At 64.4% G+C, this 14,089-nt stretch carries 14 protein-coding genes and 1 pseudogene; all 15 read right to left on the bottom strand.

What is annotated here, in order from left to right; translation table 11 throughout:
• Positions 1 to 77: 77 nt before the first annotated feature.
• The gene (locus ACM6I6_RS01440; RefSeq protein WP_274074699.1) at positions 78 to 1,280 is read right to left on the bottom strand and encodes a helix-turn-helix transcriptional regulator; all 1,203 of its coding nucleotides are present in this window, start codon (positions 1,278 to 1,280) and stop codon (positions 78 to 80) included.
• Between the two features lie 75 nt (positions 1,281 to 1,355).
• On the bottom strand, positions 1,356 to 2,564 hold the full coding sequence (locus ACM6I6_RS01435; RefSeq protein ID WP_323607349.1) for an acetyl-CoA C-acyltransferase: 1,209 nt from the start codon (positions 2,562 to 2,564) through the stop codon (positions 1,356 to 1,358).
• A gap of 7 nt (positions 2,565 to 2,571) precedes the next feature.
• The gene (locus ACM6I6_RS01430) at positions 2,572 to 3,042 is read right to left on the bottom strand and encodes a MaoC family dehydratase (protein ID WP_274074697.1); all 471 of its coding nucleotides are present in this window, start codon (positions 3,040 to 3,042) and stop codon (positions 2,572 to 2,574) included.
• 10 nt (positions 3,043 to 3,052) lie between these two features.
• Positions 3,053 to 3,838, bottom strand: a complete 786-nt coding sequence (locus tag ACM6I6_RS01425) for an SDR family oxidoreductase (protein WP_274074799.1) — start codon at positions 3,836 to 3,838, stop codon at positions 3,053 to 3,055.
• Between the two features lie 258 nt (positions 3,839 to 4,096).
• Positions 4,097 to 4,174 (bottom strand): annotated as a pseudogene (locus tag ACM6I6_RS01420) (outer membrane lipoprotein carrier protein LolA); the annotation flags it as partial.
• Positions 4,175 to 4,291: 117 nt separating this feature from the next.
• Complete coding sequence (locus ACM6I6_RS01415; protein WP_274074696.1) at positions 4,292 to 5,170, bottom strand: SDR family oxidoreductase; 879 nt, start codon at positions 5,168 to 5,170, stop codon at positions 4,292 to 4,294.
• Between the two features lie 61 nt (positions 5,171 to 5,231).
• Positions 5,232 to 6,383 carry an acetyl-CoA C-acetyltransferase gene (locus ACM6I6_RS01410; RefSeq protein WP_274074695.1) on the bottom strand — a complete coding sequence of 384 codons (1,152 nt, stop codon included), beginning with the start codon at positions 6,381 to 6,383 and terminating at the stop codon, positions 5,232 to 5,234.
• A 3-nt stretch (positions 6,384 to 6,386) separates the two neighbouring features.
• Complete coding sequence (locus ACM6I6_RS01405; protein ID WP_274074694.1) at positions 6,387 to 7,445, bottom strand: acyl-CoA dehydrogenase family protein; 1,059 nt, start codon at positions 7,443 to 7,445, stop codon at positions 6,387 to 6,389.
• A 9-nt stretch (positions 7,446 to 7,454) separates the two neighbouring features.
• Positions 7,455 to 8,618 carry an acyl-CoA dehydrogenase family protein gene (locus ACM6I6_RS01400; protein ID WP_274074693.1) on the bottom strand — a complete coding sequence of 388 codons (1,164 nt, stop codon included), beginning with the start codon at positions 8,616 to 8,618 and terminating at the stop codon, positions 7,455 to 7,457.
• A gap of 9 nt (positions 8,619 to 8,627) precedes the next feature.
• Positions 8,628 to 9,380 (bottom strand): enoyl-CoA hydratase family protein, encoded by a 753-nt coding sequence (locus ACM6I6_RS01395; protein WP_274074692.1) that lies wholly within the window; start codon positions 9,378 to 9,380, stop codon positions 8,628 to 8,630.
• The gene (locus ACM6I6_RS01390; RefSeq protein ID WP_323607348.1) at positions 9,377 to 10,489 is read right to left on the bottom strand and encodes a nitronate monooxygenase; all 1,113 of its coding nucleotides are present in this window, start codon (positions 10,487 to 10,489) and stop codon (positions 9,377 to 9,379) included. The genes ACM6I6_RS01395 and ACM6I6_RS01390 overlap by 4 nt, the downstream gene beginning before the upstream one ends.
• Positions 10,486 to 11,394 carry an enoyl-CoA hydratase gene (locus tag ACM6I6_RS01385; RefSeq protein WP_274074690.1) on the bottom strand — a complete coding sequence of 303 codons (909 nt, stop codon included), beginning with the start codon at positions 11,392 to 11,394 and terminating at the stop codon, positions 10,486 to 10,488. Before ACM6I6_RS01385 ends, ACM6I6_RS01390 begins: the two co-directional genes overlap by 4 nt.
• A gap of 16 nt (positions 11,395 to 11,410) precedes the next feature.
• Positions 11,411 to 12,208 (bottom strand): CoA-transferase subunit beta, encoded by a 798-nt coding sequence (locus ACM6I6_RS01380; RefSeq protein ID WP_274074689.1) that lies wholly within the window; start codon positions 12,206 to 12,208, stop codon positions 11,411 to 11,413.
• 12 nt (positions 12,209 to 12,220) lie between these two features.
• Positions 12,221 to 13,096 (bottom strand): CoA transferase subunit A, encoded by an 876-nt coding sequence (locus ACM6I6_RS01375; RefSeq protein WP_274074798.1) that lies wholly within the window; start codon positions 13,094 to 13,096, stop codon positions 12,221 to 12,223.
• Between the two features lie 12 nt (positions 13,097 to 13,108).
• Positions 13,109 to 13,999: a VOC family protein gene (locus ACM6I6_RS01370; protein WP_274074688.1), complete on the bottom strand. Its 891-nt coding sequence runs from the start codon at positions 13,997 to 13,999 to the stop codon at positions 13,109 to 13,111.
• Positions 14,000 to 14,089: the final 90 nt, after the last annotated feature.

Genomic DNA, 14,089 nt, shown 5'->3' with positions numbered 1-14,089 from the left:
CGGTGGCCCAGTATCGACAGCCCGGTAACCCGGCAGCATCGTCCGCACGGACTAACGCATTTTGGTACGCCCCCTCGTCATAGCCGCGCCGCCGCCGGCTGCGGCGCGCCCAGGGCGACCACACTGTTGAGCATGATCCGCACCAGCTCCGTCTGGCGCCGCACGCCGGTCTTGGAAAAAATCGAGCGCAGGTGCGCACGCGCGGTATTGCGGCGGATATTCAGGAATTCCGAGGCCTCCTCCAGCGACAGGCCGTTGGCCAGTTCCAGGGCCAGCGTGGTTTCCGCCGGGGTCAGGTTGTACAGTTGCGACGTCAGCACCGTGCTCACCAGCGACTTGCTCACGGCATCGCGCACATACACCACGACCGTGGGTTTGCCATTGCCTTCGAGCAGGTCCCCCGAGGGAATCAACTCCACCACCACGCCCAGGCTGACCTGCCCGGATGGACGGGAAATCGAGGTCGCCTCGGCCACCTGCACCCCTCTGCTGGCGCCCTGCCTGGCGCGCTGGAAGGCATTGCGCACCAGCCGCGCCAACTCCCGATTGTCGCTGGGGTAAGTCGCTTCCAGCCGCCCACCGACAACCTTGAGGCCGTCCTGGCTGTCGAGGATTTCCCGGGCCACGGGATTGAGTTGCACCACAGTGCCGTGCTCATCGAGCACGATGGTCGCCACCGCCAGGCGGCTGATCGTCTGTGAATAAAGGCTGCCCAGCGACTCGCTGCGGTCGAGCAGCGAATACATGTGCAAGGCCCGGCGCAGGTGGGGCAACAACATGGCACACATGGCCCGCTCGGCGTCACTGAACCGTGGCTGGGCCCGTGGTCGATTGATTCGGAAACGCACCGTGCCGCCATCCGGCATGCGGATATCGGCTCCGAGCATGTGGTAGCAATCGTAGGGTTGACAGTACAACAGGTAAAACGCCGAGCTGGCCCATTCGCTGTCGCTGATCAGTTCGTCGACGGTGAACACCGTGTCGGTGGGCAAGCCGTCGAACAGGGTGGATTTGGCGTAGTAGGCGTAGTGGTTGATACCGCCCTTGCCCAGTTCGACATCTCCGGCGACCACCATCGGCGACAACAGCGGCTCGTCCTGGACCCGCAGGATCAAAGTGACGAAATTGGCCTTGAACAACGCTCGTACCTCGCGCAACGCGTCGCTCAAGCTGCGGGTATCCATCGCCGAATCGTAGATGTTGCCGATGATCCGTTCGTACTCGGCCAACTCCAGGCCCATGAGCGCCAGGACCTGTGCATTGGGCATACAACTTTGCATAACCATTCCCCAGCAGGGGGCCCGAGTCTCGGGCCCCATGGATTTAATCGAGCGGACGGCGCTGCCCCGCTCGCTTCATGGCAACTCGAACAGGCCGGCGGCGCCCATGCCGCCACCGATGCACATGGCAATCACCACATACCGCACGCCGCGACGTCGCCCTTCGAGCAAGGCATGGCCGACCATGCGCGCGCCGGACATGCCGAACGGGTGACCGATGGCAATCGCCCCGCCATTGACGTTCAGGCGATCTGTCGGGATCTGCAGCGCATCGCGGCAATGCAGCACCTGGCTGGCGAAGGCCTCGTTGATCTCCCACAGGCCGATGTCCTTGACGCCCAGGCCAAAGCGCTTGAGCAGCTTGGGAATGGCGATCACCGGGCCGATGCCCATTTCCTCAGGCGCGCAGCCACCCACGGCAATGCCGCGGTAGATGCCCAGTGGCGTCAGCCCGCGGCGCTTGGCCTCGGCGCGACTCATCAGCAGGCTGGCCGCGGCGCCGTCGGAGAATTGCGAAGCGTTGCCGGCGGTGACGTACTCGCCCTGCTCGATCCAGGCGCCGTCCTTCCACACCGTTTTCAAGCCCGCCAGGTCTTCCAGGCGCGTATTGGGCCGGTTGCACTCGTCTTTCACCACTTGCACGCGTTCATGGCCATTGGGCTGGCCATCGGCGGCGAACAGCAGTTTATCCACGGTCAGGCCGACGATTTCATCGTCGAACAGGCCGTCTCGCTGAGCGGCGGCGGTGCGCAGCTGGCTAAGCAGCGAATATTCATCCTGGGCGGCGCGGCTGATGCCATAACGACGCGAGACGATCTCGGCCGTCTCGATCATCGGGATATAGGCGCTGGGCATCACCTGCAGTACGGCTTCGGAACGGGCGCGATAGGCGTTCTTGTGTTTGGTCTGGGTCAGCGACAGCGACTCCACACCGCCGCCAATGGCGATGTTCATCTCGCCGGTCATGATGCCCTTGGCGGCCATGCCGATGCTCATCAGGCCCGAAGCGCACATGCGATCCACGGCCATGCCCGGCACGCTGTCCGGCAAACCGCCGGTGTAGGCGCAGAGCCGACCGATGTTGAAACCCTGGGTGCCCTGCTGCACCGACGCGCCCATGATCACATCCTCGACCTCGGCAGGCTCGATGCCGGCGCGCTCGACTACCGCGTGCACCACATGGCCGCCCAGCACCGGGGCCTCAGTATCGTTGAACGATCCGCGAAACGACTTGGCCAACGCGGTACGGGCGGTGGCGACGATGACGACTTCATTCTGGTCCATGGCTAACTCACTCGGAAATGGCATTGAAGGTGTAGCGGCTGATGGTGTCGATCACGCAGCCGGGGCGAGCCTGGCCTTCCACTTCCATGGTCATGCGCACCACCAGTTGCACGGCGTCGCCCAGTTGTTCGGCACGCAGGATCTGGCCGCTGCCGCGCACCCGCGAGTCGACCTTGACCGGCGCCGGGAAACGCACCCGGTCGCTGCCGTAATTCACGCCCATCGCCATGTTTTCAAGGATCAGCAACTGCGGCATGAACAGATTGGCCAGGGACTGGGTCAGGTAGCCGTGAGCGATACAGGAGCCGAACGGGCCGCTGGCGGCGCGCACCGGGTCGACATGAATCCACTGGTGATCGCTGGTGGCTTCGGCGAACAGGTCGATGCGTTGCTGGCTGATGGTCAGCCATTCGGTGTGGCCCAGGTCCAGGCCCTCGGCCGCAAGCAGCGCCTGGGCGCTGTTGAATACGTGACTCATGTGCCCATCCTCACGCTTGTTGTGAACTGACGGACAGCACTTCGCCGACCATGTAGGAGGCATAGTCGCTGGCCAGGAACATCATGACGTTGGCCACCTCCCAGACTTCGGCGGCGCGGCCAAACGCCTCGCGCCCGGCCAGGCTGGCGAGCAACTCTTCGCTGGAGGCTTTTTTGAGAAAATCGTGCAGGGCAATCGATGGCGACACCGCGTTGATGCGCACGCCGAACTCGGCGGCTTCCAGGGCGCTGCAGCGGGTCAGCGCCATCACCCCGGCCTTGGCGGCGGCGTAATGGGCCTGTTCCTTCTGCGCCCGCCAACCGAGCACCGAAGCGTTATTGACGATGGCCCCGACGCCACGGCGCTGCATGTGCGGCAACATCGCCCGGGTCATGCGGAAGGTGCCGGTCAGAGTCACATCGAGCACCCGCAACCACTCTTCGTCGCTCATTTCCATCACGCGTTTCTGGCCACCCAGGCCGGCGTTGTTGATCAGCACATCAACCCCGCCCAACGCCTCTTCGGCCGCGGCCACCAGGGCCTGGACTTCGTCTTCGACGGTGACATTGCACAGCTGGCCATAAATCGCCTGCAACCCGGTCTCGGCCTTGAGACGCTCCACAGCCTCCTCCAGCCGCCGTGCATGCACATCGGAAATCATCAGCGCCCGACATCCTTCCTCAGCACTGCGCCGTGCCGCCGAATAACCGATACCGGCACCTGCCGCCGCGGTAATCAACACCGACTTGCCGGCCAGCAATTGATGACCGGGAACATAAGGGGGGGCTTGTTTCACAGCGTCTACCTCCGAAGAAATCAATACGCTGCAGTTGTACGGAGGGAGCGATGCGGACGCATCGTCAAAATGGGGTATGAAGATCAAAAGATCGCAGCCTGCGGCAGCTCCAGGTGACCGGGTTCCCCCTGTAGGAGCGAGCTTACTGGCGAAAAACCTGAGAGCAGCGCGGGGTGTCAGGATCCTCGCGTCATCGTTGACCTCCATCGCCAGCAATCGAGCGTCGACCGGCTGCTCCTACAGGTGACCGGGTTCCCTTGTAGGAGCGAGCTTGCTCGCGAAAAACCTGAGAGCAGCGCGGGGTGTCAGGATCCTCGCGTCATCGTTGACCTCCATCGCGAGCAATCGAGCGTCGACCGGCTGCTCCTACAGTGGATCGGGTACGGCCGTGGGAGATGGGTCGGCTGTCAGGACGCCATCGCCGGCAGGCCGGCTCCCCCAGTGGTCGGGGTTTCAGCCTCCCCAGACTTTCTGTGGCTTCGGCGCTTCGGCAAGGATGGCGTCCACCGCCGCGCCGATCTCTTCGACTTTCCACAACGCGCCCTTGTCGCAGGTGACGCCCGTGCGCCAGCCCTCGCCCAGGGAGATACGTCCACCCTGGCTTTCGAAGACCTGCCCGCTGACGTGGGCCGAGGCCGAGCTGCCCAACCAGACCACCAACGGCGCGACGTTTTCCGCGGCCCAGGCGTCGAAGCTGCCGTCCTCGGGTTTTTTCACTACGTCGGGCATCGCACCCTCGGTCATCGAAGTGCGGGCGGCCGGTGCCAGCGCGTTGGCGGTGACGCCGTAGCGCGCCAGTTCCGCCGCTTGCACCAGGGTCAGCGAGGCAATGCCACCCTTGGCCGCCGAATAATTGGACTGCCCCACCGAGCCTTGCAACCCGGCGCCGGAGCTGGTGTTGATGATTCGCGCGTCCACCGGCGTGCCGGCCTTGGCCAGGTCGCGCCAGCGCCGACCAAGGATGTTGGCCAGGCAGTAATGACCCTTGAGGTGCACGCGCATGACCATGTCCCAGTCCTCTTCACTGAGGCTGATGAACATGCGGTCGCGCAACACGCCGGCGTTATTGATCAGCACATGCACTTCGCCGAACGCCGCCAGTGCCGCATCGACGATGCGCTGCGCCGTGGCCAGGGTGGTTATGTCGTCGTTGTTGGCGATGGCCTGGCCACCGTTGGCGCGAATCTCCCCCGCCACATCCTCCGCGGCCTCGGCGCGAATATCGTTGACCACGACATTGGCCCCTTGCGCGGCGAATGCCAGGGCGTAGGCGCGACCGAGTCCGCCGCCGGCCCCGGTGATGATCACGGTGCGGTCTGCACAGATAGCCATGTTTGACTCCTCAAAATAGTGGGTAGCTGCTCGCCCGAAGTGGCGGCCCCCGCATGGAAAATTACAAGCGTTCGATGATGGTCACGTTGGCCTGGCCGCCGCCCTCACACATGGTTTGCAAGCCGTAGCGACCACCACTGCATTCCAGTTCGTTGAGCAGCGTGGTCATCAATCGTGCGCCAGTGGCGCCCAACGGATGGCCCAGGGCAATCGCGCCGCCATTGACGTTGGTTTGCGCCGGGTCGTAGTCGAGCTCCTTGGCCCAGGCCATGACCACCGAGGCGAAAGCTTCGTTGATCTCGACCCGGTCGATGTCAGCCATGCTCAGGCCGCTCTTGGCCAGGGCCCGGCGGGTGGCGGCAATCGGTGCGGTGAGGTGCCAGATCGGATCGTCGCCGAGCACCGTCAGGTGATGAATCCGCGCCCGTGGCGTCAGGTCGTAGCGTGTGAGTGCCGCCTCGGACACCACCAGCAATGCTGCCGAAGCGTCGCAGGTCTGGCTGGACACGGCGGCGGTGATCGACGGGAACTGCGGGTCCACCGGTTGCAATTCGGCCATCTTCGCCAGGCTGCTGTGGCGCGGCGTTTCATCCACCGCCAACCCTTGGCAACTGACGATTTCCCGGGCGAACCGGCCGCTGGCGATGGCCGCCAAGGCACGTTCGTGGCTCTGCAGGGCAAAGGCTTCCATCTGCTCGCGGCTGATCTGCCAGTGATCGGCAATCCGCTGCGCGGCATAGAACTGGTTGACCGGCTGCAGGCCAAACCGCGCCCGCCAGCCGACGCTGCCCGAGAACGGGTCGGCAAAGCCCAGGGGCTGGCCGGCGAGCATCGCCGAGGAAATCGGGATCTGGGTCATGGTCTGCACCCCGCCCACCGCGACCACGTCCTGGGTGCCGCTCATCACCGCCTGCGCGGCGAAATGCAGCGCCTGTTGCGACGAACCGCACTGGCGATCCACGGTGGTTCCGGGCACCGTCAGCGGCAGGCCGGCGGCCAGCCAACTGGTACGGGCGATGTCGCCGGCCTGAGAACCGATGGTGTCGACGCAACCGAATATCACGTCGTCGTAGTCCTCCGCGGGGATCACGTTGCGCGCGACCAGGGCCTTGAGCACATGGGCGCCCAGGTCTATCGCGTGGATCTCGCTCAAAGAGCCCTTGCGCCTGCCGGTGGGGCTGCGCAGTGCATCAACAATGTAGGCCTGGGCCATGACTCATTCCTCGAAAGTATGCCCTGGCTCCAGGCCAGTGGCGTCGGCGAACAGGTAGTCGCTGACACGGGTTTTGTGAAAGCCGCGGTCGCCCCAGGACGCATCGAGGGCCCAGGCGCGCTTCATGAACATCTGCAGGTCCACTTCCCATGTGTACCCCATCGCCCCGTGCACCTGGATGCCCTTGCGCGCGGCGATCCAGCTCGCCTCGTTCGCCGCCAGGCGTGCTTGAGAAACCCGGACACCGGCGTTGACGTCGCCCCGGGCCAGGGCATGGGCGGCGCGATAAAGCACCGGCTTGGCCTGCTCGATATAACGGGCGACATCGGCCAGGTGATGCTTGACCGCCTGGAAACTGCCGATCGGCTTGCCGAACTGTTTGCGCTGGGCCACGTAGTCCACCGACAGGTCGAGCATGCGCTGCGCCAGCCCCAGCAATTGCCCGGCCACCGACAGCGCACCACGGTCCAGCATGCGCTCCAGCAAGGCACGGCCCTGCTCGCCACTGGCAATGCAGGTCTGCGCCGACGGAGTCCAGGTCACTTGGCCCAGGCGGCGTGAGGCATCGATACTTAGGTGGTTGTCCACGTTGACTTCGCAGCGCGGCACCACATGGATCTCGTCGCCGTGGGTGAGGATCAGCACTTCGGCCAGTTGTGCATCGCTGACCAAGGCATTGACCGGATGACTGATCGCCATCCGCAAGCTGCCGTCGGCAATCCGTGGCAGCAGGTCGGCACGCGCCGGATGCACCGCAGGCAGACCGGCGAGCAAGCCGGTGGCGACATAGGCGGTGTCGGCCAATGAGTCGGGAATGGCGTAGTAGCCCAGCTCCTGTGTCATCAATGCCCAGGTCACATCGTCCATGCCCAGGCCGCCTTCGGCCTCGGGCACCGACAAGGCGGTGAGGCCCTGGCCGGCAATCTTGTTGCGCAGGTCCCGGGAGCGCCCGGCATCGGTCTCCCAGATTTCCCGGAGCATCTCCGGCGCGGCTTCGGTCATCAGGAAACGACTGATGGCTTCGCGGAACGCCAACTGGTCATCGTTGAAAGTGAAGTCCATGGCGGTTCCTTATTTCGGCAAACCGAGCATGCGCTCGGCGATGATGTTGCGCTGGATTTCGTTGGTGCCGGCGTAGATCGGCCCGGACTGGGCAAACAGAAAACCTTCCAGCCAGCCCGCCGCATCGCCCGCTGACGCGCCCTTTGTGACCAGCTCGCCACGGGTGCCGAGAATGCGCATGGCGGTCTCGTGCATCTTCAGGTCGAGCTCCGACCAGATGATCTTGTTGATGCTCGACTCGGCGCCGATCTGCTCGCCCCGGCTCAGGCGTCCTACGGTGTAGTAAGCCGACATCGCATAGGCCTCGGCGCACATCCAGGTCTCCAGCACGGCATCGCGCAGACCAGGGTCGCGGTCGGCACTGACGCGATGGGCCTTGTACAGTTCGACCAGCTTGCGTGCCGTGGACTGGAAGCGCGCCGGTGAACGCAGCAGCAAACCACGCTCGAAGCCGGCGGTGGCCATCGCCACGTGCCAGCCCTGCCCCTGGGTACCGATGAGGTTGTTCACGGGGACCCGAACGTCATCGAAAAACACCTCGGCGAAGGCTTCCTTGCCGTTGAGTGCCTTGATCGGGCGAATGCTCACCCCCGGCGTATTGAGCGGCACCATGATGAACGACAGGCCGTGATGACGGGTTGATCCCGGCTCGCTGCGGAACAGGCCGAACAGCCAGTCGGCGAAGTTCGCCCGGCTCGACCAGGTCTTCTGCCCGTTGATCACGTAATGGTCGCCGTCGAGTACCGCCTTGCTGGTGATCGCCGCCATGTCGGAACCGGCGTTGGGCTCCGACCAGCCTTGCGCCCACATGTCCAGGCTTTCGGCCATGCGTGGCAAGAAACGCTGCTTTTGCTCCTGGGTGCCAAACTCCATCAGGGTCGGGCCGAGTAACAGCTGGCCGTTCTGGTTGATGCGCATCGGTGCGCCTGCACCGTAATACTCTTCCTCGAAGATCAGCCACTCGATCAAGTCGCTACCGCGACCGCCCAGTTCGGCCGGCCACATCACCATCGACCAACGGCTCTCGAACAGCTTGGCCTCCCAGGCGCGGTGCTGTTCAAAACCTTCGCGACTGTCGTAACTGGCGAAGGGCTCACTTGGCAGATTGTCCGCCAGCCAGGCCCGTACTTCGGCGCGGAAGGCGTTTTGCTTGGGGGTGTAAGTCAGGTCCATGGCGATCTCTCAGAACTTGGCGTCGCGTTTTTCGACGAAGGCCCGCCGCGTTTCCGCAGAATCCGGGCTGCTGTAGGCCTGCATGGTGAAGCCCTGCTCCCAGCGGTATTTGTCTTCCAGGTTGCCGTCTTCGATGCCGTTCAAGGCTTCCTTGGCGATGCGGATCATCGCCGGGCTCTTCTCGGCGATTTTCGCCGCGATGCCCAGGGCGGTTTCGCGCAACTGGTCCTTGCTGACGACGCGCTCGATAAAGCCGTATTGCAGCGCCTCTGGAGCGCCGATACTGTCGCCGGTGAAGAACAGGTAGCGGACTTTCTGCACCGGGAACAGGCGCTGCAGATGCGCACCGCCGCCCATGGCGCCGCGGTCGACTTCCGGCAGGGCGAAGGTCGCGCAGTCAGAGGCGACGACGATGTCCGCCGCACCGGTGATGCCGATGCCGCCGCCGAGGACGAAACCATGGACCGCGACAATCACCGGCACCGGGTTGCGGTGCACGGCCTTGAAGGTGGCGTAGTTACCGGCGTTGACCTCGACGATCCGCTCCGGGTACTGGTCCAGCTCCTTGATGTCGACACCGGCGCAAAAGCCCCGGCCTTCGGCGCGGATCACGATCACCCGCACTTCGGGGTTGGCCCCAAGGGCGTCGATCTCCCGCGCCAGGGCGTGCCATTGCTGGCTGTCGAGGGCATTGACCGGTGGCTTGGCGATCACGAGTTCAGCGATCCCCTGATTGAGTTGTGTGGTAAATGCCTGGTTCACAGGGGTTCTCCAATACTGGCGGGACGGTTCGATGGGAGGGTCTGGCTGCGGGCCAGGAGCGCGTCCAGGCACTGCTGGGCCTCGCTGGCGATGCCTTCGATGACTTCGCGGCAACTGAGTAACTCGCCGATGGCCGCCGCGACCTGGCCGCTGGGCAGGATGCCCTCGTCCGGGGCGCCGTCGATCATCGAGCGCTGCAACAGCACCGGCTGGTTGGCGGCCATCACCACTTGCGACAGCTGTGACGGGTCTTCACGCAACGCGCGGATGAAGACAGAAGCCATGTGCCCAAGGCTCATACCGGTCTGCTGCTTCCACTGCCAGGCGCTGCCCAGGGCAATGCGCAGGCGACCGAAGGGGCCCGCCTGCTCCAGGTGATTGATGAAGCGGTTTTCGATCATGCGGTGGCGCATGCCATCCACCGCCGTGGTCACGCGCACCCGTTGCGGATCGTTGACCTTCAGGTAGCGTTCCAAGGTCGCGGCCGGGGTCGGCGATTCGCGGGTCATGAGAAACCGCGTGCCCATGGCGATGCCGGCGCCACCGGCGGCCAGCACCGAGGCCAGGCCACGGCCGGTGGCGAATCCGCCGGCAGCGATCACCGGTACCTTCACGGCCGCCAACACCTGGGGCAGCAGGATCGAGCTGGGCACGCCGCCGGTATGGCCGCCGCCCTCGCCGCCCTGGATGGTGATCAGGTCGGCACCCAGCTCCACCGCCTTGAGCGCATGCTTCAAGGCACCGACGGTGGGAATGCACAGCACCTTGGCCGCCTTGAAGCGCGCGATGGTCTGCTTGTCCGGACCGCGCCCGTAACTCACGGCGCGCAGCCGATACTTGATCGCCAGGTCGACGCACTGCGTGGCGTTGTCCTGGAACATATGGAAGTTGAGACCGAAATTGCTGCCACCGGTGGCGTCGATCACCTTGCGGATTTCGCCTTCCAGTTCAGCAGCCGCAATGGTCGCCCCGGCCAGGAAACCGAAGCCCCCGGCCTGGGTCGAGGCGATCACCAGGTTGGCGTCGGCAACCCAGCCCATGGCGGTCTGCACGATCGGATAACGGCAACCGAGGGCCTCGGTCAGCGGCGTTTCGAGCCAGCGGTTCATTGGCTTTTATCCTCGGCCTGCTTGTTGGCCCGGGCCATGCCCTTGGCGTCGAAACCGCCCAGTTTGTCGCCGGACAACAGCTCGTTATGGGCATGGGCAAAGTGGTGCCAGGCGAACACCGCATCCATCGCCGTGCGCTTGCCTTGCAGGTCCTCGACGTGGTTGATCGCCTGCTTGGTCAGGGCCAGGCCCATGCGCGGCTGACGGGCAATGCCGGCAGCCAGGGCATAGGTGGCCTGCTCCAGTTCATCACGAGGCACCAGGCGGTTGACCATGCCCACCTGCCAGGCCCGGTTGGCGCTCATGCGATCACCGGTGAAGAGGAATTCCTTGGCAATGCGCGGGTTCATTTCATAGGGATGGGCGAAATACTCCACGCCCGGAATGCCCATGCGCACCACTGGGTCCTGGAAGAACGCGTCGTCACTGGCGACGATCAGGTCGCAGACCCAGGCCAGCATCAGGCCACCTGCGATACACGCGCCATGGACCATGGCGATGGTCGGCTTGGGCAGTTCGCGCCAGCGTCGGCACATGCCCAGGTACACCTCCTGCTCGCGGGCATACAGCTGCTCGCCACCGGGTTTGTTGGTGTGGTCCCACCACAGGTGTGCGCGCTCGAACGGCTTGTCGATATCGCGCCCCGGCGTGCCGATATCGTGGCCCGCCGAGAAGTGCTTGCCGTTGCCACGCAGGACGATGACCTTGACGCTGTCGTCGTTCACCGCCTGGCGAAAAAAGTCGTCCAGGGCGTAGGTCATCTGCGAGTTTTGCGCGTTGTTGAAGGTCGGCCGGTTCAGCGTCAGCGTGGCAATACCCTCGCCCACGCTGTACAGCACCGGGGTGTCCGTCTCGTAGACGGCGTTGTCCTGGCGGACGATGAATTCACTGTCGCTGCTGTGCATGGTCGCTGTCCTTGCCTCAGGCCGTACGGATGCCGGGCGGGTTGCCCTTGATCGCCGTGGCGCGGTAATCGTGGGGGTCGAGTCGGCGGATCAGCGCCAACTGCTCTTGAGTGGGGTGCGCGGTCTCGCGCAATTGCGCCGACTTGAGCAACGGGAAGCCGGTGTTGTCCTGGACCTGTTCGAAAGTCACGCCGGGGTGCAACGAGCGCACCTGCACCGCACGGTCCGGGCCATCGAAATCGAGGACGCAGAGGTCGCTGACCACGCAACGGATGTCCATCAGGTCGCGACGCGCGCCTTCGGGCCAGCGCTCGGCCTTGAAGCCGACACCGGAGATCATGTCCACTTCGCCGCTGACGAACACCCGGCTGTTATGGCTGGGCACGAAGAACGAGTTGAGGTGGTTGATGCTGTTGCCTGGCAGGCCGCGCACGCCGAGGATCGCCGTCTTGGGCTTTTGATAGTCGCCGACGCAGGACAGGTTGGTCTGGCCCCAGCGGTCGATCTGGGTCGGCCCGATCATTGCGTGACGGCGCCCGCCCCAAACGCATTCGAATACTCGTTCGAACGACATGTAACCCGAATAACGCGCAACGTAGTCGCCACGCGGGCCCAGCGGGATCGGTTCTTCGACCAGGAACGCCTCGCTGTCGGTCATCAACAGTTCCGGGCTGTGGGTCAGTTTGGCCAGGCTGGCGCCCAGGCGCGGGATCACGCCCAGGCCCGAGGCAATCACCTCGCCATTGCCACGCCAGGCCTCGGAGGCGGCGACGATCATCAGTTCAGCCAGGGTGAAATCACAGGTTGCAGACATGGTCGATAATCCTCAGAACACGGGAAGGGGCAAGGCGCCCATGGAGTCGGCACCGCCGTTCTGTGCCTGATAGGCCTGCTCGCCACCGGCGATCCAGGTCTGCACATAGTCCTGCCAGCCGTTTTCCGCCTGGCTGCTGGCGACATAGCCCTTCAGGTGCTTCATGTCCCAGCCGTAGTCAGGGGCGCAGAGCGTCGGATGCGCACCCAGAGGTGCATGCACCACGCCGCTGACCAGATAGCGCTCGAAGGTGTTGAAACGGGCCTGCTCGGCGTTCAGCGCAAGGCGGTCTTCCAGGCGTTCGCACGAGACAAAGCACTGCTGGGCGGCGCGGGCGAACAGATGATCGAAATACGGGTCCGGCCCGGTCACAAGGCAGTTGCCCAGGCGGTCGGCGACATTGACGTGCAGGAACGCCACATCGAGGTTGAGCGCCGGCATCGCCAGCAGCACCTCGCCATCGGCGTAGGGCGACTGGATGGTCTTGAGTGCCGGGTTCAGGCGCGTCACGTCGGTGGCCAGGCCGCAACGGGTGGGCAGGAACGGCAAACGCATGCCGGCGGCGCGCAGGCCCCACTGGAACATGCCTTCGTCGAGCTCCATCAACTCCAGCTCGCCGGCTTCGCGGGCCTTGCGGTAGTAGGGTTCCAGCGGAATGGCATCGAGGGTGGCGAAGCCGAACACCAGTTTTTTGACCTTGCCGGCGGCGCACAGCATGCCCACTTCCGGACCGCCGTAGGCGACCACGGTCAGGTCCTTCACCGGTGAGCGCAGGATCTCGCGCACGATCGCCATCGGCTTGCGCCGCGGGCCCCAGCCGCCGAAACCGATGGTCATGCCATCGCGCAATTGAGCAACCGCATCGGCCGCTGTCAGTTGTTTGTTCATCATGACAATTCCTTAGTGTTGGCCGACCGAAAAGTCGTGCCCCCAAATGCTCACGCGGGTGAACTCGAAAGCCGAATGCTCGGCCCAGTCGACTAGCAACCCGCCAAAGCCGTACTCCAGATCGAAGCCGGACGGTGTCTTCATGTAAAAACTGGTCATGCGGTCGTTGAGGTGCTGGCCGAGGGTGGCCGACAGGTTCACCGCATGGGCGTGCAGACGGTCGTGGGCGCGGCCGACTTCGGTCATCGAGTCGACCTCGACCATCACGTGCACGCAACCGGACGGCACCGGGTACTCGGCCAGTGCCAGGCTGTGGTGGCGAGCGTTCTGGCAATGCAGGAAGTGAATGCGGATCGGTGCTACCGAAGGGTCGGGACGGAAGTTGAAAATGTCCGACAACTCGAAGCCGAGCACATCCTTGGCGAACGCCAGGGTGGCGTCGAAGTTCGGCGCCGGCAGCACGGTGTGGCCCAGGCCCATGTCGCCGGTGATGAAACGCGGCACGCCCTGGGGCGACACGAACGGCAGGCAGTCGGAGCGATGGCCCCAGCTCAGCTCATGGCAGTTGCCCGACGGGTCGGTCACCTTGACCAGCGCCTGGACGCCGCGCTGCTCGATCTCGGTGGCGGAGCCTGGCTGCCATTCGATGCCGGCAGCGCTCAGGTGCTCGAGGGCGGCCGTGAAGGCTGTCTCGTTGGCCAACTCCCAGCCAGAGGCCAGGTAACGCGCCTCGCTGCCTTCGACGATCAGCATGCGAAACGGACGCTCGTCCATTTTCACGTACAAGCCACCGCCCGGCGCCGGGTTCACTTGCATGCCGAGCACGTCTTCGGCGTAACGCTGCCAATGACTGAGGTTTTCGATCTGCGAGACGAAATAGCTCAAACCGCGAATGTCGATCATGCCTGGGTCCTCGTTGGCTGAATGACTTTTGTGGGGAGCATTGTGCGAAGCACTGGCCGAGGCTTCATCGTCCGTTGAGACTAAGCAGGC

Source organism: Pseudomonas sp. IT-P218 (assembly GCF_949767605.1).
GTDB lineage: Bacteria > Pseudomonadota > Gammaproteobacteria > Pseudomonadales > Pseudomonadaceae > Aquipseudomonas > Aquipseudomonas putida_AE.
Note: the sequence above shows the minus strand (reverse complement) of the source record. Positions and strands in the feature narration are given on the sequence as shown.

Bases quoted from the DNA above. Each gene is read 5' to 3' on its own strand.
- ACM6I6_RS01440 (WP_274074699.1), bottom strand. From the start codon at position 1,280: ATGCAAAGTTGTATGCCCAATGCACAGGTCCTGGCGCTCATGGGCCTG.
- ACM6I6_RS01435 (WP_323607349.1), bottom strand. From the start codon at position 2,564: ATGGACCAGAATGAAGTCGTCATCGTCGCCACCGCCCGTACCGCGTTG.
- ACM6I6_RS01430 (WP_274074697.1), bottom strand. From the start codon at position 3,042: ATGAGTCACGTATTCAACAGCGCCCAGGCGCTGCTTGCGGCCGAGGGC.
- ACM6I6_RS01415 (WP_274074696.1), bottom strand. From the start codon at position 5,170: ATGGCTATCTGTGCAGACCGCACCGTGATCATCACCGGGGCCGGCGGC.
- ACM6I6_RS01410 (WP_274074695.1), bottom strand. From the start codon at position 6,383: ATGGCCCAGGCCTACATTGTTGATGCACTGCGCAGCCCCACCGGCAGG.
- ACM6I6_RS01405 (WP_274074694.1), bottom strand. From the start codon at position 7,445: ATGGACTTCACTTTCAACGATGACCAGTTGGCGTTCCGCGAAGCCATC.
- ACM6I6_RS01400 (WP_274074693.1), bottom strand. From the start codon at position 8,618: ATGGACCTGACTTACACCCCCAAGCAAAACGCCTTCCGCGCCGAAGTA.
- ACM6I6_RS01390 (WP_323607348.1), bottom strand. From the start codon at position 10,489: ATGAACCGCTGGCTCGAAACGCCGCTGACCGAGGCCCTCGGTTGCCGT.
- ACM6I6_RS01385 (WP_274074690.1), bottom strand. From the start codon at position 11,394: ATGCACAGCAGCGACAGTGAATTCATCGTCCGCCAGGACAACGCCGTC.
- ACM6I6_RS01380 (WP_274074689.1), bottom strand. From the start codon at position 12,208: ATGTCTGCAACCTGTGATTTCACCCTGGCTGAACTGATGATCGTCGCC.
- ACM6I6_RS01375 (WP_274074798.1), bottom strand. From the start codon at position 13,096: ATGAACAAACAACTGACAGCGGCCGATGCGGTTGCTCAATTGCGCGAT.
- ACM6I6_RS01370 (WP_274074688.1), bottom strand. From the start codon at position 13,999: ATGATCGACATTCGCGGTTTGAGCTATTTCGTCTCGCAGATCGAAAAC.